General features: G+C 57.0%; 13 protein-coding genes. 11 read left to right on the forward strand and 2 right to left on the reverse strand.

Annotated elements, in window-relative coordinates:
• Positions 1-48 precede the first annotated feature (48 nt).
• From BM069_RS14965 to BM069_RS14985, 5 genes are all read left to right on the forward strand, one after another.
• Positions 49-1,194 (forward strand): acyltransferase, encoded by a 1,146-nt coding sequence (locus tag BM069_RS14965; RefSeq protein WP_093324873.1) that lies wholly within the window; start codon positions 49-51, stop codon positions 1,192-1,194.
• Between the two features lie 10 nt (positions 1,195-1,204).
• A complete protein-coding gene (locus BM069_RS14970) occupies positions 1,205-2,698 on the forward strand; it encodes a sugar phosphate nucleotidyltransferase (protein WP_093324874.1) in 1,494 nt (497 codons plus the stop codon).
• A gap of 140 nt (positions 2,699-2,838) precedes the next feature.
• Positions 2,839-3,456 carry a hypothetical protein gene (locus BM069_RS14975; protein ID WP_139216215.1) on the forward strand — a complete coding sequence of 206 codons (618 nt, stop codon included), beginning with the start codon at positions 2,839-2,841 and terminating at the stop codon, positions 3,454-3,456.
• Between the two features lie 36 nt (positions 3,457-3,492).
• On the forward strand, positions 3,493-5,307 hold the full coding sequence (locus BM069_RS14980) for a glycosyltransferase family 2 protein (protein ID WP_093324878.1): 1,815 nt from the start codon (positions 3,493-3,495) through the stop codon (positions 5,305-5,307).
• Positions 5,282-6,586 (forward strand): DUF3131 domain-containing protein, encoded by a 1,305-nt coding sequence (locus BM069_RS14985; RefSeq protein WP_093324879.1) that lies wholly within the window; start codon positions 5,282-5,284, stop codon positions 6,584-6,586. The genes BM069_RS14980 and BM069_RS14985 overlap by 26 nt, the downstream gene beginning before the upstream one ends.
• 74 nt (positions 6,587-6,660) lie before the next feature.
• On the opposite strand, the gene BM069_RS14990 is transcribed toward BM069_RS14985, so the two are convergent.
• Both BM069_RS14990 and BM069_RS14995 read right to left on the reverse strand, forming a co-directional pair.
• On the reverse strand, positions 6,661-7,881 hold the full coding sequence (locus tag BM069_RS14990) for an HlyD family secretion protein (RefSeq protein ID WP_139216216.1): 1,221 nt from the start codon (positions 7,879-7,881) through the stop codon (positions 6,661-6,663).
• On the reverse strand, positions 7,862-9,664 hold the full coding sequence (locus BM069_RS14995) for an ATP-binding cassette domain-containing protein (RefSeq protein ID WP_170846760.1): 1,803 nt from the start codon (positions 9,662-9,664) through the stop codon (positions 7,862-7,864). The genes BM069_RS14990 and BM069_RS14995 overlap by 20 nt, the downstream gene beginning before the upstream one ends.
• A 420-nt stretch (positions 9,665-10,084) precedes the next feature.
• Here BM069_RS14995 and BM069_RS15000 point away from each other — a divergent pair, with 420 nt between their 5' ends.
• The 6 genes from BM069_RS15000 to BM069_RS15025 all read left to right on the forward strand — a co-directional run bounded on the left by BM069_RS15000 (position 10,085) and on the right by BM069_RS15025 (position 18,552).
• Positions 10,085-11,773 carry a DUF3131 domain-containing protein gene (locus tag BM069_RS15000; protein ID WP_093324885.1) on the forward strand — a complete coding sequence of 563 codons (1,689 nt, stop codon included), beginning with the start codon at positions 10,085-10,087 and terminating at the stop codon, positions 11,771-11,773.
• On the forward strand, positions 11,773-13,212 hold the full coding sequence (locus tag BM069_RS15005) for a hypothetical protein (RefSeq protein WP_093324887.1): 1,440 nt from the start codon (positions 11,773-11,775) through the stop codon (positions 13,210-13,212). The genes BM069_RS15000 and BM069_RS15005 overlap by 1 nt, the downstream gene beginning before the upstream one ends.
• Before the next feature lie 145 nt (positions 13,213-13,357).
• Positions 13,358-14,152 carry a molybdate ABC transporter substrate-binding protein gene (gene modA / locus BM069_RS15010; protein ID WP_244503636.1) on the forward strand — a complete coding sequence of 265 codons (795 nt, stop codon included), beginning with the start codon at positions 13,358-13,360 and terminating at the stop codon, positions 14,150-14,152.
• On the forward strand, positions 14,149-14,844 hold the full coding sequence (gene modB, locus BM069_RS15015) for a molybdate ABC transporter permease subunit (RefSeq protein ID WP_093324891.1): 696 nt from the start codon (positions 14,149-14,151) through the stop codon (positions 14,842-14,844). Before modA ends, modB begins: the two co-directional genes overlap by 4 nt.
• On the forward strand, positions 14,841-15,926 hold the full coding sequence (gene modC, locus BM069_RS15020) for a molybdenum ABC transporter ATP-binding protein (RefSeq protein ID WP_093324893.1): 1,086 nt from the start codon (positions 14,841-14,843) through the stop codon (positions 15,924-15,926). The genes modB and modC overlap by 4 nt, the downstream gene beginning before the upstream one ends.
• Positions 15,927-16,182: 256 nt before the next feature.
• Positions 16,183-18,552, forward strand: a complete 2,370-nt coding sequence (locus tag BM069_RS15025) for a Tex family protein (protein ID WP_093324894.1) — start codon at positions 16,183-16,185, stop codon at positions 18,550-18,552.
• The last annotated feature ends 21 nt before the right edge of the window (positions 18,553-18,573 follow it).

Consider the following 18,573-nt stretch of genomic DNA (forward strand, 5'->3'; position numbering starts at 1 on the left):
CGTAAGTCTGAAGCCATATTTTCGAGTTTTTTTGGTTTTGGTGATTTCATGGGCGTAGCTCCCGTTCTCCCTCAGAGGCATACCTGGATTGACGCGCTAAGATTGTTTGCCGGCTTATCTATGGTTGGCCTGCACGCAACCGCAGACCCAATGGGCCAGCCTTTCGCGGATGCGTCTCCACAGGAACGTTTGGGGCCTATGGTCTTGCGCGCGGTCCTATATACGGCGCGGACCGAGCTGTTCCTGATGATTTCGGTTCTGTTGCTTTTGATGGCGTTGGACCACCGCCCGCGCGGGTATGGGACTGTGCTTCAGCAACAGGCGCGCCGGCTGCTTGTCCCTTTTATTTTTTGGACAGCATTCTACGCCGCTTACGGGATATTGAAGGCGCAACAGTATGGCTATTCGGATGCAGAAATAGCGCGCGTTTTGTCCCCTGCTGAGTGGCTAGGTTTTCTTCTTCTGGGGGATGTGAAGTACCATATGCACTTCATTCCAACACTGTTTGCTTTGATATTGTTTTTCCCACTGTTTCGTTTGTCAGAACGGCAGCCGATCTGGGGTCTGCTCATTCTCATTCTTTTGTTGGTCAAACGAAATCTGGATGGCGTGGTTTACCAATACTTTTGGGATACGGACGTTCTGCCATACCTCGCGAGGCTCATAAAAGTAACCACGTATGTGGGCTATGGAATGGCGGCCGGCGCAATTTTGGGGCTTTGGCGCAAGTTTCCGGCCAAGGACCGGATAAGCTGGGTGCCTGTCCTTTTGCTCATCGCCGTTTTTTTGTTTTATTTCAAGGCAATATCGACCGCGCGCGTGGTTGAAACGGGGGCATGGGACTTTGCCTATGAACCTGGATATTGGGCGGATTTTTTGATGCCGGCGCTTGTACTTGCGCTGTGCATGTGTCTCGCCGAAAGGCAATGGCCAGCGTGGATTTCCAAAGTGTCGATGTATTCCTTTGGCATTTACCTGTGCCATCCGATTTTTCTGGATCTTGCCGAAATCACTATACGCGATCTGCCGCTGCCCCCCATGCAGCAAGTTCTGTCGAAGCTCGCCTGGACTTTGCCTGCGACCTGCGGGTTCGTTTTTGCGCTGTCCAAGATGCCGTCGTTGGCTTGGACAATTGGCCTTGGTTCTTTGCCGCGGCTTTTGACGCGCGGCCAAACCCACGCACATTTGGAATAGGAGAGAATGAATGCTGACGAATTGCGAAGATGTGGATCTCATTTCGATCGTAAAGGTTGCTTGTGGTCGCTTGACCGCGGCGGACCTTGTGCCCTTGCAGCAGGCCCTTGGCAGGGTGGTGGACCGCGGCCGCACGTCCGTTTTGATGGACCTTGGTGGGGTGCGTCGGGTTACGCGGTCTGGGTTGGCGGCATTGGTCGAATTGCAGAGTGAGCTAAAACAAGATGTCACCCTGAACTTTTTCGGTGCGCGTCCTCATGTGGCCGGCGAAATTGCGCGCTGCCCCTTGTCGTCTTTGTTAAGCTACCACGAAACTCGTGAGGGTGCCCTTTCGGCGCCAGCTGTCCAGGCAAAACGTCTTGCGGGAATGAAAGCGGTGATTCTTTGCGCCGGAACTGGCACGCGCATGCGGCCTTTGTCCGAGGATTTGCCGAAACCTATGTTGGATATCGCGGGTAAACCCGCGTTGAGCCGCATCATGGATCATTTGGGTCGGTTCGGCGTGCGGGATTTCATCTTGAACCCAGGCTACAAAGCTCCGGAAATTCACGAGGCATTTTCGACAACCGCCCGCCGGTCAATTCAATTTGCCAATGAAGGCGGTTTTGTCGGAGGCGTTTGGCACGCAGATCCTTTTGGGTCAGCCTCCACATTGAAGCGTTTGCAGGACCGTCAAAACGCGTTTGACGAAGATTTTCTTGTCTTTTGTGGTGATGCAATAACCGACATCGACGTTTGCAAGTTGGTCGAAACGCATCGCGCGTCCGGTGCGGAGGTCACAATTGCGGCCACGCATGTTCCGCGTAAGGAAATTTCCAAATATGGGGTTTTGGTGACAAATCCGGCCGGTCGCGTGCTGGAGTTCTGCGAGAAACCAGATCCAGAAGAGGCTCGCTCTACGTTGGTTAGCACCGGGATTTATGTGTTTAGCCCGCGTGCATTGAAAGGGATGGCGCAAAGATCCGGTGCCGATATCGGTGGCGATCTGCTTCCGCGCATTTTGGCGCGAGGGGGCAAGGTCCAGGTGTTTGAAGAACCTTTTGAATGGGCTGATTTGGGAAATACTCGGGACTATTTCCGCACCTTAGAGAAAGTGCTGCGCGGGGACCTTTCCGGAACGACGCCGACGGGCGCGTTGAACCGGGACGGCGTTTGGGTGTCCCCGTCAGCAAAAGTGTCTTCTCGCGCGGTTGTGGTCGGACCCTGTTATGTTGGCCCTGATGCTACCATTGAGGCGGGGGCCCATGTTGAGGGACCCGCCATTGTTGGCGAGGGTGCTGAGATTTGCGCCCGCACAGTTGTTAAGCGCGCGGTCGTGCAGCCGTGGACGCGTGTGAGTTCCGGCACATGGGTCACCGATATGATTGTCAGCAAGGACTGGGCGGTGAGCATTGATCAGCAAGTCGACTTTCCGTCCGATGAATCTCCTTTGGACGGCGTGATATCGGCGGAACGTGTGGAGCAGGAAACCGGTCCCCACCTGTCACAAAGAGGGATGGGATGAAGCGGCTCTGTAGGGGGGCGTTGACCGCGTTGGTCGTTTGCGCGGCGGGCGCGGTTCATTCGGATGAGGACCGTTTTTGGATATTGTGGGAAAAGGTCAAATTTATTGGTCAGCACTGCCCAGACGGGGCCCAATGTTTGGTGGAAAAGACTTACGCAAGCCGCCCACTTGCGACCGACAACACAGCGTTCATCTATCGTCTGTTTGGTGCGACAGAGGGCCGTTCAAACGACGCTTTCCACTTTGGCGAACACCCCGAAGCACCGGTTGTCTGTTCCGGAAATCAGGCCAAACTGACATTGGGCTTTGAACCGGAGGCTTTGCCGCGTTCCGAGAAAATCGAAGTCCTTCGCGGAATCAACGCGCTGCATGTCGACCTAACCGGGCTGAAACCGCCACCGGGTTTTGACGACAATTTTGGTGTGTCACTGCATCAGAGGTTTGTTCAAACGCTGGCGGCTGGCGGTGTGCGCGTCGTGGGCAAAGACGAAGTGGCGCGCATACCAGGACAGCCAATCCTGAACCTCTATTTTTCGTTCACAGATCGGGATCAAGATTGCGAATACGCCTATTCGGTCTTTGCCTCGCTCAGTCAGGACATCCTTTTGGCACGTGACCTTAGGATCAAAGTGCCAGCGGGTGTTTGGTCGTACTCAACAGGGTCCGCCGCGCAGGATCACATAGGCAACGAAGAAGACGCAATTTTACGTATTGGGGAGGCCTTTTTGCGTGATCATCGACAGGTCAATGGTCGCTGAATTCAAGGTCAATGCAAGTTGTAAGGGACAGTCTTTATGACATCATCCTATTTTCGACGGTTTGAAGGTCGCATGCCTCCGACATTTGAGCCTATGTCAAAAAGGCGCGAGCGCGCGTGGCATTTTTGGGCGGGCGCCACGGTGGCTGCCGGTTTGTGGTATTTGGTGTGGCGCTGGGGGGCATCCCTGAACCCGGATGCCATTTGGTTTTCAGTCTCGGTTGCCTTTGCCGAAACCCTGTTTTTTCTGGGCACTTTGCTCTTTTACTTCGACATCTGGCGGGAAAAAGACACGCCGCGGAGGTCGGCGCCTGCGCGACGGACGGATGCCGGTCTAGATGACTCTTCGGAGCCGATTGGGGTGGATGTGTTTGTCACAAGTTTTGATGAAAGCTGTGATGTGGTTGAGCCCTCTCTGGAAGCCGCGCGAGCACTTGATTTGCCCCCGAATGTGGCTTTGCGGATTTATTTGCTGGATGACGGGGATCGTCTGGAAATGGCGGCTTTGGCTCGCCGGCATGACGTGGGGTATCTGCGACGGGAGGATAATGTCGGGTTCAAAGCGGGCAATCTGCGCAACGCGCTGTTTCATTCCAGCGGGGATTTTGTTGTGATCTGCGATGCCGACACGCGTTTGCTGCCGACGTTTCTTATCCACACGTTGGGCTATTTTCACGATCCCAAAGTGGCGTGGGTGCAAACGCCTCATTGGTTTTATGACATTCCTGAGGGTGTCGATTGGGATGTGTGGGCCACACATCGCGGCGGCCTGTGGCGTCGGCTTGCGGCGCCCCTGTTTCGGTGGCTGTCCAGAGGGCATCGAACGGGTACGGATCCGTTTCTATCTGATCCGGCCGTCTTTTTTGACATCATCCAACGCCGCCGCAATCGCAATGGCGCCTCGTTTTGCTGCGGAGCGGGATCCATACACCGGCGAGACGCCATTTTTGATCAAGCCATGAAACGCAAGGCCAAGGAAATCCAAAAGATGACAGAGGGGGCCGCCAAGGCGCGCCTGTCCGCGTTGCCTTGTGTTCCTCTTGAGCCATACCGCTTTCATGTTTCGGAGGATATCTACACGTCCATTTTGCTGCACGGAGATGTGCAAGCGGGGTGGATTTCGGTGTTTCACCCGCAGGTCGAGGCGCGCATGCTGTCCCCTTGGTCCCTTCAGGCGTGGGCCACACAACGATTGAAATATGCGGGCGGCACCTTTGACATTTTGTTGCGCGAAAATCCCGTTTTCAAATCGGGCATGAGATGGCCGGTCAAGTTCCACTATGCCGCGACATTCTGGTCTTATCTGTCTGTGCTTTGGGCACCCATACTCTTGTTGGCGCCGGCAGTGTCTTTGATGTTTGGCATCACCCCTGTTGAGGCATATTCGATTGAATTTTTTGTACACTTTTTGCCAGCCGTCGCTTTTTCCGAAATTGCAATGATGGCGACGTGCAAGGGGTACAATTTGGGGGCGGGGAGAACACTTTCGATGTCTGCGCTGCCGATAAATCTGCGGGCGTTGTCTCTGGTCGCGCGAGGTAAGAGGCCACAGTTTCCAACCACGCCCAAAAAGCCCGGATTTGGGGGCACTTGGCCGGTTGTTTGGCCAAATATTGTCCTGATTGGTGTGATGATTTCGGCCGGCCTTGTGGGCGCCATCCGTACAAAATTAGGGTCCGAGGGTTACAGCGCCTCAATGCTGTGGACCAATTTGTTTTGGCTAATTTGGAATGTTGGACTTTTGACGCAATTGGTTCGGGCCGCTTTCTGGCATCCCGCGCTCGAACTTGCCCAGCCCAAGGTGGGGGCAGAATTGGAGGTTTCAGATGACTATGCAATCACGCCGGTTTAACAACCTAGGCAGCCTCGCCTTTGTCGGCGGGTTGGGCCTCGCAGCTGCCTTTGCTTTGTTTTCCGAAACAAACATGGCGATGATCAAGGCCAGAGATTTCCTTGAACCCATGCAAAGTGCGGGACTTGTGGCGCAACCGGCGCGGGGAATAACTGAAGAAGATCTGGCAGCCGCGCGGGTGGCATGGCGGTATTTTGAGGCGAATGTCCGTCCGGAAACCGGCTTGGTTGACTCTGTATCCGGATTTGCATCGACGACGCTTTGGGATCAGGGATCGCACCTTCTGGCGTTGGTGTCTGCGAATGGAATTGACCTCATTGACGATGCGCAATTTCACGAACGGGTTTCGGCGATGCTTTCTGCGCTGGAGGAGATCCCCCTGTTTGATGGGCGCCTGCCCAATAAGGTCTATGACACAACGACCTTACAGATGGTCACATACGACAACACGCCGTCGCCGGACGGCATCGGATGGTCCGCATTGGATCTCGGGCGGATGTTGATGGCGTTCAGGGTTCTTGAGATGAAGCACCCCGAAACAGGCCCGCGGGTGCGCGCATTGCTGGCGCGTTGGGATCTCGCTGCGATGGCGGATCAGGGCCGGTTGTATGGGGCCGCGCGGGAGGGTGAAGAAATACGGTATTTGCAGGAAGGTCGAATTGGATACGAGCAGTACGGCGCCCGCGCCGCAGCCCTGTGGGGGTTGGATGTTCTCGAAGCCAGCAGCGCGCGAACGATATTGAACTGGACTGAGGTATCTGACGTCGATGTGCCGGTGGATATTCGCCGCGCACAGGATTTCGGCGCGATCACACCAACCCTGAGCGAGCCGTATTTGTTGCAAGCTTTTGAGCTCGGCCTGAATTCTGAAAGCGCGCTTTTGGCAAGCCGAATTTATGAAGCCCAGGAGGCCCGATTTGAAAGGACTGGAGCGATAACGATGGTTTCGGAAGACCACATCGATCAGGCTCCGCACTTTCTTTATGGCTCGGTCTTTAGCAACGGACAGCCATGGGCCGTGGTGTCGGAAGCAGGAGAACAGTTTGATGAACTGCGGGCAGTGAGCCTGAAGGCCGCCTTTGGATGGGACGCCCTTTTTGGCACAGAGTATTCACAAGCGGCGCGGTCACATATGGCGGGATTGGAAGGCCCTGACGGGTGGGCCGCGGGCCGATATGAATCTGATGGCCGCGCCAACACAATTGTCACGCTTAACACCAACGCCGTGGTGTTAGAGGCGGTGCACTATATTGCAAAGGGTCCTCTTGCGGGCCATTGATTTCGTGAATTGAGGGTAAAAAACGCGACGCCTTGGCGTTGCGTTTTTTTGCGGGAGTTCCTTTTCCGTCCGTCCTAAAAATAGCTGCCCAAGCGATACCAAGCGGGCAAGATTGCCGAAGACAGAGTCGTATTCGAAAAGGTCGCTGTGATGGCCGATCGACCGGAGCTATTTTGCAGAAGGTCAGCGCCGTTGAGACCGCCGTTGGGTTCGGTGTCGGAAAGATCAAGCGCGATGTTGACTGTGGCGACCTGTTGACCGTTGGCCAAAACCAGTGATCTGGTCGTGCCCGTGACGTGAGCTGGTACAGAGGACACTGCGGGTGGCAATCCAGCCAGATGTACCAATATCTTGCGGTTTGGATCTACAAGAGCGACTTCATCAAGGGGGACAAACAACGTTGCCTCAAACACTTCGGGAGTCTCTGCCTCCAGTTGAACCAGAGTTGTCTCGGAGGAAAAAGCTTCGTGCAGCGGAAGATTGCGAACGCGTATGACCTTGCCTGAGTCAGGCGCGACCAGATAGGGCGCCTCTGCATAACTCTGTAAAGATTGGATTTTCCGGCGTAGTTGATGTGACTTGGCTTCGAGGTTGGCAACCTCGTTTTGGATCTGGCCTGCCTGGCGGGTGGCTTCGGCTGCCAAATCAAACTCAAGTCCCGCAATAGCTGCGTCCAGTTCACCACGTTCTATCGCGGCACGCAGCGAGAGCACGCGGCGCACCGACGGCGCAGTCAGGCGGGCACGTTCTAACGCTTCGCGATGAGCGAGCTGTGCCCGCAGGTGCAATGCGTTGCGGCCTTGCACAAGTTCTGACACGACAAGGGCATTTTCCTTGTGCCGCAACGCGCAGCGGTTCAGCACGGTCTTGGCGCGTAGTTTGAAATCGTCGTTGCCGGCAATTGCACTTGTGTCGCGATCGGCCGATGTAGAGCCTCGCATGAGACAATCGCGTTCAAGACGGTTGAGCGCAAATTCTTCCTGAAGAAATGTAATCCTGGCTTTCAGTTGTGCGCTGTCAAACAACGCAACACGCTGGCCTTGAACCACGTCTTCTCCTTCCCTCACGAGCACTGCCGCAAGAGGAACATCTGCGGGAACTGTCAGCGGTTGGCGCGTCACGGCCGGGTCAAAATAGCCTTGGTACCGGCGCACATCCGTAAACGTCAGCGCTTCCGAAAAAAGGGCACCGCTGAGAGCGAGCAAGCCAGATGCCGAGACCGCCCATCCCAGCCAAAGCAACCCTTTTGCATGAGGGCGCCGTGGTGCGCGTGGATCAACGGACTGTCGTGTCATCATAGCTCGCCTTGCGTTGCGTTTGTTTGCGAGGGTCGTAGGTCTTGATTGAAACGGTCACATGCCTTGAGGCGTCGGTATCTGCGACGTCCACATCCAGCGAATCACGGATAACTTTGGCCAAAGGCGAGAGACGCTCGCCTTCTACAGAAGTTTTGGCTGCCGCGCGGGCTTTTGCCATCGCGCCACTGGACAGAGCCAGGTGCGGATCCAGTAGGCGCAACTGACAGTGGCCTGCAAAGTGTTTGAACTCAAACGCGATCCGATCCGTTATGTTATCGCCCTCGGAAGTTACGGCGCAAGCAACCGACAGCAGCTCATTGGCAATCATGCAAACGGCACGTCGATTGCCCTCATCCCCGTCGCGGCGAAACTGCGCGCCGAGCCAGGCGTCAAGAGCCTCTTCGCTGTCGAGGTCGCGCTCGGTGACAAACTTGCTCCAGCCAGCGGATTGTCTGGCACGGACTTCGGAGCTGGCCGCGTATTCGATAAGCCGCCCGTTTTGCAGCATCAGAAGTTTGTCACAAGCGTCCAAAAGTTGGCGATTTTCGGTGGCAAACAGGCCAATTCCCCCCAATTTGGTGTCGGCAATGGCGCGATTGGCCAAAGCCCCCAACAGCTTTCCCGAAGCGCCGTCTTCGGGGCGGTCGAATAGATAAAGGCGGGGCCGCAAGGCGAAGGCCCGCGCAAATGCCATAGCCTTGCGTTCAGTGGCAGAGAGGTGCGCGACATCCCCCGCATCCGTGATACGCTCAACCACATCCGAGGTAAAAACCAGAGATTTCAGGATTTTTCGGGCACGTTCAAGGCGCGCGCTGCCTCCAAAGCAGGACAGATTGTTCGCGCCGCCGCCTGGCACATAGTCAGGTTGAGGTGGAACAAGAACGGCGGCGAAATCCTGATCTTTGCCGCTGCGTATCCACAAGTTTGTGCCGTTGAGTGTTACACGCCCCTCTACGTCCAGGTCGGACAGATCGTGGGGAGCGAGAATGGCCTTCATTAAAAGTGTTTTTCCGGAAAATCCGTCTCCGGACAGTCCTATTAGGGCGCCGGGATCGGCCGTAAAGGAAAGGTCGGCGAGTAGCTTTTGTCCGTCTTTTCGGCGCACGGTCAGGTGGCTCACCTGAAGACCGACATCGGGTTCTGCACCTTCGGTGTCGTCTGGCGGAAGAATCGTGATTGAGGCTGCTCTGCCTTCCCGCTCGGGGTCGCTTACGGCCATTTGTCGGGCGAATCCGGCGAAGGCATCAACAGACCAATAGGTCATCAATGCGATTGCGCCTGTTGCGGAGGGGGCCAAAACCTCGCGGGCAACGAGCCAGCTTGCCGCGGCGCATCCGCCGACAAGAGCAAATAGGCCGAGTGCGGTTTGAAACCCTGACAACAGAGACGCGTCGCGAGGGCGTGCATTCGCCAATTCAAGGGCCCTCCTGTCGCGCCCGCCGAGAAATGAGGGCGCTTCTTTCGGGATGAATTCCCACATGGGTTCCAGACGCAGTGATTTGCCGCCGACATAGCACAGAAGCCATGACCCAAAGGCCCCGACCGCGAAGGGGGCCACAAGCAACGGATTAAGCAGGCTGAAAATGAAAGCGGCAAAGACGCCAAGCAGCGCCTTACCCGCGATGTAATTGCGGTCCCTCGCGTATCGAAAGCCGGCAAGGGCGCGGGCATGGCCGACTTCGAAAATGATGATGCCGAGAATTGGCACCAAGGCACACACGGTCAGCAGGGTGGCAACGATTTCCTGCCCTTGAACAGCGACAAGATCAAAGAGAAACACCGTATATAACGCCACAGAAAAAAGACACAGACCACCTCCTAAGGAAAACAATGTGGACAGTAATGATGCCCACAGCGGCGTGGCCCGATCCCGAAACCGGACGGGTGCCGGGTCAGATGCATTCAAAGCGTCAAGCGAAACAGCCGAGGGTTCCCCGGAAGAAGAAATATCTGACATAAACCAATAACCTCAAATTTGAGACCGTTATATGGCACAGGGGTTAAGAAAGGTTTTCTTGCGCTCCGATCTTGGCGTCGCAGACTATTGCTCGGCGCGCGAATCGAGCGGGAATTTCTGAATCTTGGAAATTGCGTGGCGCCAAGCGGTTGAAAAGGTGCGGAAAAAAGATGTCCCTTTTTCGGTTTCAGGTTTTTTAACGCCTTTGCTGTTCCATTAAGACATTCCTTTTGGAGTGTTTTGATGTTGCATTTGTTTGGGTCTTGCAGACGGTCCCCGGTGGCCGGCATTTGTTTGTTTTTTCTTGCGGTCAGCGTTCTGGGCGGCGCGACCTACACTGTTGGCGTGACGGCCAGGCAGGTGTTTCTTGCGCAGGAAGAAGAAGTGATCCCGATCATTGCAGGCAGCGATTTGGATGACATTCCGGCGTTGATGCGGGGAAATCTGCCAAGTGTGACCACCAGCTTGGTCAAAGGCGAGCCCCGCCGTGAAAAACCTCCGCGTCTGTGCGAAATGCCTGAGGACTATTTCGCAACGAAGAACACGATGCCCACTCGTCCTGCTGGATATGACCGGCACAATGGCTATGTTCGCAAGTATCGCACACGGCGCGGTTTTTTGAACGAGAGGGAACTGCGCGCGGCGAAAGTGGCATGGCACTATTTCGAGACGTTTACCCAAGAAACCACAGGGCTTGCCAACTCGGTAGGGAACTACCCGTCCACCACGCTTTGGGATACCGCGTCCTATATGGCGGGACTCGTCGCGGCCTATGAATTGTGCCTGATTGAAAAGCCCGAGTTTGATCGCCGGATCACCCTTCTGCTCACCACCATCAAGTCGTTGGAACTGTTCCGCAAAGAGATGCCGAACAAGGTTTATCACACCAAAACGGGTGCCAAGGTCGACTATACCAACAAGCCCGGTGAAATCGGATTCTCCGCATTGGACATCGGTCGGTTTCTGGTTTGGATGCGGATTTACAAGAACCGCTACCCCTATCTTGCGAACACGATCGACTCGGTGCTTCTGAAGTGGGATTTTCGCAATGTCATTGATGACGAAGGCCTGATGTTCGGCGCCTATGTCGACAAAGAAACAGGCGAGACTGTTTATGCCCAAGAGGGGCGGCTTGGTTATGAAGAATACGCCGCGAAAGGGTTTGCCCTTTGGGGATTCCGGCCGCGGCTGGCCCACCGTGCCGAGCCATTTCTGACCGCGTCCATTTTCGGAGTTCAGGTCCCCTATGACGGGCGTGATCCAAGGGTATTTCACTCGCAAAATTATGTGGTGACGGAATCCTACCTTCAGGACGGATTAGAGCTTGGTTTCGATTTGCCACATGACGACAGTTCGCCTGAGTGGTTGCATTCTGATGGCTGGCGGGCAGAGTTTGCTGACAGGATTTATCAGGTGCAAGAGAACCGGTGGCGGCAGACCGGATTTCTGACGGCGCGTTCCGAGCACAACGTCAAAGGTCCGCCCTATTTCACCTACGACACAATATTTTCTGATGGCTACCCTTGGAACACGGTGACGCCACGGGGAGATTATGTCCCTGACCATTCCGCGGTGGCTGCCAAGGCGGCGCTCGGCCTCTGGGCACTATGGGACACCGAATATACCGACGTGCTCTATGAAGCCATAATCGAGCTCTATGATCCGGAAAACGGTATGTACGAAGGGCTTTACGAGCGGGGCCAGGGGCGGGTGTCAATCTTCACCGCGAATAACAATGGCATCATCCTGACCTCTTTGCTTCACAAAGTGCAGGGGCCCATTTTGACGCCCTATACCGGCGATACCGAAGTTTGGTTCACGGCCTATCGGGACCAAGATACCCGTGTGGTCCGCAAGTATCCCGATCCTCCCCAAGAGGAGGACTGGTTGCCGGCCCTGCGCCACTCTGTTCAAGAAAAGGCAGACTTCTGATGACTATTTCGTTTCGAGTTTTTTCTCTTATTTCCGCACTCCTGATAGGAAGCCATGTAGATGCTCAGGTCAGCTTTGATGCTGCGGAAAATCGAAGTTTCGCCTCCGAAAATGCGATTCTGGATACTGCGATTCCGTTTGCAATAGGTGCCCGAGAGGCACAGCAAGCGCTGCGCGGGTCGTTTGGTTGGCCGAATTTTCAGGAGGGGCTGGTTGAAGGCGTGTATTTTCGCTTTGACCCTGATGGCTATGCGCGGTTTGCACCGACACCCCGATTGGACCGTGACGTGTTCGAGGTCATTTGTCGGCCCCGGACGTATTCTTGCGCGGCCCGTAAGGAAGGGTTCGAAATGTTCCTTACAGAGCGCGGCCAGATCCAGCTGAAGTTGGAAAATGTTGCGGCGGGGGACACGTTTCATGTTGTGGAAGGCGTGTCTGAAATTCAGGTGCCCGAACGCATCGTTCAGCCTTTGGATATGCAGCTAGAAATGCTGCTGGGTTCGGGTGGGGAGCTTTCGGCTCGCAGGGGCGGCAACGAAATTTCCCGTGTGTCCCTCAAGGGGTTTGCGGCTGTATCCTCATATCTGAGGTGGATTGTTGCGCGACAGGATTATTCCGTTTTGCCAAGAGGTTGGCCGGTTCCTAATGGCGCTGATGCGGCAACTACGTCAATGACACAATCGGCCGGCTGGGCCTCCCCGATGCCTCAACCGCAGGCCTTGGCCCCCACCGTGATATCCCAGGCGTCGACGCTCATCGCGCCGGTTGAAACCACAGCGGCAAAATCTGAGGCGGAGGGTTTGCGGGCGGAGATTGACGAGTTGAAGCGGATGATGCTGCAAGACCGTGCCGGCCCGGACCCTGATCCTGTCAGTTTTCCAAGTGCGGGGGAGCAAATGCCTGCGCCTGCTGATAACACATCTGGGCAGGTCGCTGAGTTGCTACAAACCATTGCTGCATTGCAGGCCGATCTTCGCGACCTAAAGCAGCAAGATCTACCGACGCAGGAAAGCGGCTCCGTTTCAGTGCCCACAAAGCAGGAGGCTACGGATGCCATTCCGCTTGCGGAGTCGAACGCAGCAGCCGATCGTTTGCGTTTTCTTATGGATGAGTTGGGTTTGGATATGCAGACGGCCGTGGCCGTTTTGCAGATGTCGCCGTCCGACGACATCCGCGCTCCTGAGATATTGCCAATGCCGACAGAGCGCGCTTTGGAAACGGAAACCGCTGTGGCGGCTACAAACACAATCCTGTACCAAACCGATGTGGTTGATCAGATTTTGGCTGAACTGGAAGCAGACATCGCGCAGCCACAAATGCCAAAGTCCGCTGAGGCCGCGGCTGCTGTGAGCCCGACAATTCAGGAGTATCAACTCCTGTCGCGCTATTTCGCTTCCGCAGCTCTGCCCGCCTTGCGTGATTTTGCGGCCAAACAGTGAAAAGGCTGCCTGCTGAGCGGTGCACGGTGTGTGTGGAAAAGCTTCTGCTATTGCGCACTTTTGCGTGTAAGCGGTTGGCGCAAATGAATTAAGGCACTTGCGCCGGTCGCGCGCCTCTGGATACTTCGGTACAATGATCCGAGACGTGTCACCCTCTATTATGGACTTACGCCGCAAGTTGCGAAAATGGGCCGCGGTTGCTTTGTGCATCGGGCCTTTAGGCCAGCCGGCGCAGGCGGAAGTGACCGTGTTTGCGGCTGCGAGCTTGAAGAATGTATTGGAAGAGATCGGGGAAGCCTTTGAGCAAACCTATGGCGAGCCAGTTGTTCTAAGCGTGGCGGGATCCTCTGTTTTGGCTCGGCAGATCGCTTATGGTGCACCTGCGGATGTTTTTATGCCCGCGAATTCCGCGTGGATGGATGACGTTCTAAAACGGGGGCGCATTCAGGAGGACACGCGCCGCGATATTGTCGGAAACGGTTTGGTGCTTGTGCGTCCTGCGGGCACGGGACCCAAGGATCAAATACCTGATTTGGCTGCGAGTTTCTCGGCTGATGAAAACGGGAAAATTGCGATGGCGCTGGTGGATGCGGTGCCGGCGGGGATCTATGGTAAGACCGCCTTGCAACATCTCGGTGTTTGGGACGGCCTCGCTCCGAGAGTGGTGCAAACCGACAACGTCAGGGCTGCTTTGGCTCTGGTGGCGCTGGGCGAGGTGCCATTGGGCATTGTCTATGCAAGCGACGCATTGAGGGAGCATCGGGTTGAGGTCGTGGTGGAGTTCCCTGCGGCTTTTCACCCGCCGATACTCTATCCGGCGGCGGTTGTTGCAGATGCAAAATCAGACCGCGCGGGCGATTTTGTGATGTTTTTGCAAAGTGAAACCGCGCAAGCCATGTTTGACAAGGCGGGTTTTGCTCCGGTGGAGGTGAACCCATGAACGGGTGGCTCGGACCTGAAGAATGGCAAGCCGTCATGCTTTCGCTCAAGGTGGCATTTTGGGCCGTCGCAGGAGCCTTGCCGTTTGGTATTCTCGCCGCTTATGCTTTGGCGCGGTGGCAATTTTGGGGGCGGGAGTTTTTAAACATTATCATACACTTGCCGTTGGTGTTGCCGCCGGTGGTCACTGGATATTTGTTGCTGTTGAGTTTTGGCACCCAAGGCGCAGTGGGACAGGTATTGCAAAAACTGGGCATCGTCGTCGCATTCCATTGGACAGGTGCCGCGCTTGCAGCTGCGATTATGGCATTTCCTTTGTTTGTGCGGGCGGTCCGGCTTTCCCTTGAGGCGGTCGATCCGAAACTGGAGCAAGCGGCATCCACCCTTGGCGCAAGCGGTGCCCGCGTGTTTCTGACCGTGACCCTGCCGTTGATCGCGCCCGGGATTCTGGCAGGTGCGGTTCTGGCTTTTGCGAAAGCCATGGGAGAATTCGGAGCGACAATCACTTTTGTCTCAAACATCCCAGGACAAACCCGCACGTTGCCGTCAGCCGTTTATGCGTTTTTGCAGGTGCCGGGCGGCGAAGCTTCGGCAATGCGACTGGTGGTCGTGTCCATCATCATCGCTTGTGGGGCGTTAATTGTTTCTGAACTGTTGGCGCGACGCGTTGCAAAGCGGGTGGGACGGCTATGACGCTCTCGGTGCAAATCGCGCAAAAGCTTGACGACTTCGCGCTGGATGTGGCCTTTGAGGTGCCGGACGGATTGACGGTGTTGTTCGGCCCCTCGGGGTCCGGAAAGACCACTGTGATCAATGCAGTGGCCGGATTGAGCCGGCCTTCGCAAGGGCGGATTGAGGCGCAGGGCCGAGTGTTGTTTGACGCAAGCCGCGGGGTCTGCCTGCCGGCGCATCGCCGTGAGATTGGCTATGTGTTTCAGGAGGGGCGCCTGTTCCCGCATATGACGGTGCGCAAGAACCTTTTGTATGGCAGGCAGTTGGCGCGGGACCGGCAGGACGAGATCCGTTTTGACCGCGTCGTCGAAATGCTTGGGCTGGGTCGCCATCTGGATCGCCAGCCTGTGCATCTTTCTGGTGGGGAAAAACAACGGGTTGCCATTGGGCGGGCTTTGCTGGCGCGTCCGAAGATGATCCTTGCGGATGAGCCATTGGCGGCGTTGGACGAGCGGCGCAAGGCGGAAATCCTGCCGTATTTTGAACTTTTGCGGGATGAATTTTCTCTGCCTATTCTGTATGTTAGCCACTCCATCGCAGAAGTGGCGCGATTGGCGACAACTGTGGTGGCGCTGGCACAAGGGCAGGTGTCTCGGGTCGGCGCCGCTGCCGAGGTTCTGGGCGATCCGGCTTTTACACCGGCAGGTGTGCGGGCTGTGGGCGCCATTTTGGATGCGCGGGTAAAGGCGCACCATGCGGACGGGTTGACCGAATTGGACGCGGGCGGTGTCGCATTGTTTTTGCCAAAATTGGTGCAACCCGAAGGGCAAAGCGTCCGTGTCAGGATGGCCGCGCATGATGTAATGCTGTCGCGGGAGGCGCCTAAGGGATTGTCTGCGTTGAATATTATGTGCGGGACGATTGCCGCGATCCGCGCAGGGGAAGGGCCGGGGGCGATTGTGTCGATAGACACGCAAGCGGGTCGCGTTTTGGCACGGATCACACGGCGATCGGTGCAGGCGATGGGCTTGGTCGAGGGGCAGCCGATATATGCAGTGGTCAAATCGGTGGCCGTTGCGCCGGAGGATGTCGGGGCCCGATAGCGGCGATTAACGGTTTGAAAGAAGCGCGAATCCCGTTGGCTGCATCACGTCGGTATAACGTCGGTATTTTGACGGTGCGAGTGCCCGCGTCGGGCAAGTGTAACAGCGCCGTGCGCAGGTGGCCTCGGAAAATCTACGGCAAGTATGATGTGGCTCAGGATATCCGGCCAAAACTGTTCTGCTTCGGCCTTGGCGGCGTGGCAAGGCGCGGCTAAGAAGGGTGTCCCATCGCCAAGAAGGAACGCCCCAAGTGCAGATGAATGAGCAAGTCACCACCCGAATTTCCAGAACCATTGCGACCGAGATCGGCGCATCGGCGTCGCAGGTTGGCGCGGCGGCTGGATTGCTGGACGAAGGGGCGACGGTGCCGTTTGTGGCGCGCTATCGCAAAGAGGTGACGGGCGGGTTGGACGACACGCAGCTTCGGACCTTGGCGGATCGGCTAGGATATCTGCGCGAACTGGAAGCGCGGCGGGAGACCGTTTCTGCGTCGATTTCTGATCAGGGCAAGATGACCGATGATTTGGCCAAAGCGATTTTCGGGGCAGAGACCAAGGCGGCGCTGGAAGACATTTATCTGCCGTATAAACCGAAGCGGCGCACCAAGGCGATGATTGCGCGGGAAAATGGGCTCGGCCCGTTGGCAGATGCGATTTTGGCGGATCGTGGGGCGGAGCCGGAAGTTTTGGCCGCTGGGTATCTGTCGGAGAATGTTGCGGATGTAAAAGCGGCGCTAAATGGCGCGCGCGATATCGTGGCCGAGGGGCTTACGGAGAACGCCGCGCTGCTGGGTGAGTTGCGCACGTTTTTGCAGCGCGAGGCTTTGGTCAGTGCCAAGGTGATCCCCGGACAGGAGCAGGCAGGCGCGAAGTTCTCGGACTATTTTGAGCATTCGGAAGCGTGGTCCAAGGTGCCGAGCCACCGCGCGCTGGCGATGATGCGGGCGAGCAATGAGGGGGTAATCACACTGGACATTGGCCCCGATCCTGAAGGTGGCAAGGAGCGCGCGGAGGCGATGGTGGCAAGTCATTTGAACACCCGCACCGAAGGTGCGGGCGATCAGTGGCTGCGCAAGATGGCCGGTTGGACGTGGCGCGTGAAGCTGAGCCTGACGATGACGGTCGATCTGATGAGCGAGCTGCGGCAGCGGGCGCAGGAAGAAGCCATTCAGGTTTTCGCGCGCAATCTGAAGGATTTGTTGCTGGCGGCACCGGCGGGCGCGAAGGCAACGCTAGGCCTTGATCCCGGTATTCGGACGGGGGTGAAGGCTGCTGTGGTGGATGCGACGGGCAAGGTTCTGGATACGGCGACGCTTTATCCGTTCCAGCCGCGCATGGATGTGCGGGGGTCCGAGGCGGCTTTGCTGGGGCTGATTGCCAAGCACAACATTGAGCTCATTGCGATTGGCAATGGCACCGCAAGTCGGGAGACCGAGAAGCTGGTGAGCGATACGCTGAAGCTTTTGCCCAGGGGAGTGAAAGCCCCGACCAAGGTTGTGGTGAGCGAGGCGGGAGCGTCGGTCTATTCGGCGTCGGAACTGGCGGCGCGGGAGTTCCCCGATCTGGACGTGAGCCTGCGCGGCGCGGTGTCGATTGCACGGCGCTTGCAGGATCCGTTGGCGGAACTTGTGAAGATCGAGCCGAAGTCGATCGGGGTCGGCCAGTATCAGCATGACGTGGATCAGCACCGTTTGGGCAAGTCGCTTGAGGCGGTTGTCGAGGATGCGGTGAACGCGGTGGGTGTGGATCTGAACACGGCCTCGGCGCCTTTGTTGGCGCATGTGTCGGGGCTTGGGCCGTCGCTGGCGGAGGCGATCGTGGCGCACCGCGATGCCAACGGGGCGTTTGACTCGCGCAAAGCGTTGTTGGATGTCTCGCGGTTGGGTCCGTCGGCCTTTGAGCAATGCGCGGGGTTCCTGCGGATTGCCGATGGTGAGGAGCCGCTGGATGCGAGTTCGGTGCACCCTGAGGCCTATGACGTGGCGCGCAAGATCGTGGCAGCCTGTGGACGCGATGTGCGGTCGTTGATGGGCGATGCGGCGGCGCTCAAGCGTGTGCGGGCGGAAGAGTTTGTGTCTGAGCGATTTGGTTTGCCGACTGTGCGCGATATTCTGGGAGAGTTGGAAAAGCCGGGCCGTGACCCGCGTCCAACGTTCAAGACCGCGACGTTTGCCGATGGGGTGGAGCAGATTTCGGACCTGAAGCCCGGCATGGTTCTGGAGGGGACCGTGACCAATGTGGCAGCGTTCGGGGCCTTTGTGGATGTGGGCGTGCATCAGGATGGGTTGGTACATGTGAGCCAGCTGGCGGATCGGTTTGTGAAAGACCCGCATGAGGTGGTGAAGGCCGGCGATGTGGTGAAGGTCACGGTGGTTGAGGTGGATGCGCCGAGAAAGCGGATCGGGTTGTCGATGCGCAAGGATGGCGGGGCGTCAGCCAAACAGGACCGCAATGCGCGTGGCGGGTTTGACCGTGGGAACGGCGGGCCAAAGGGCGGTGCGCCCAAAGGGGGCGGACCGCGTGGGGCTGGGCCGAAGGGCGGGCGGCCTCAGGGTGGCAAGCCGAAGTCGGACAGCGGCAATGGTGCGCTCGGCGCGGCGCTCATGGATGCGATGAAGAAGCGGTGAGGGGTGGGCCCTTCCGTGCCT

The organism is Shimia haliotis, assembly GCF_900114415.1.
Classification (GTDB): domain Bacteria; phylum Pseudomonadota; class Alphaproteobacteria; order Rhodobacterales; family Rhodobacteraceae; genus Shimia; species Shimia haliotis.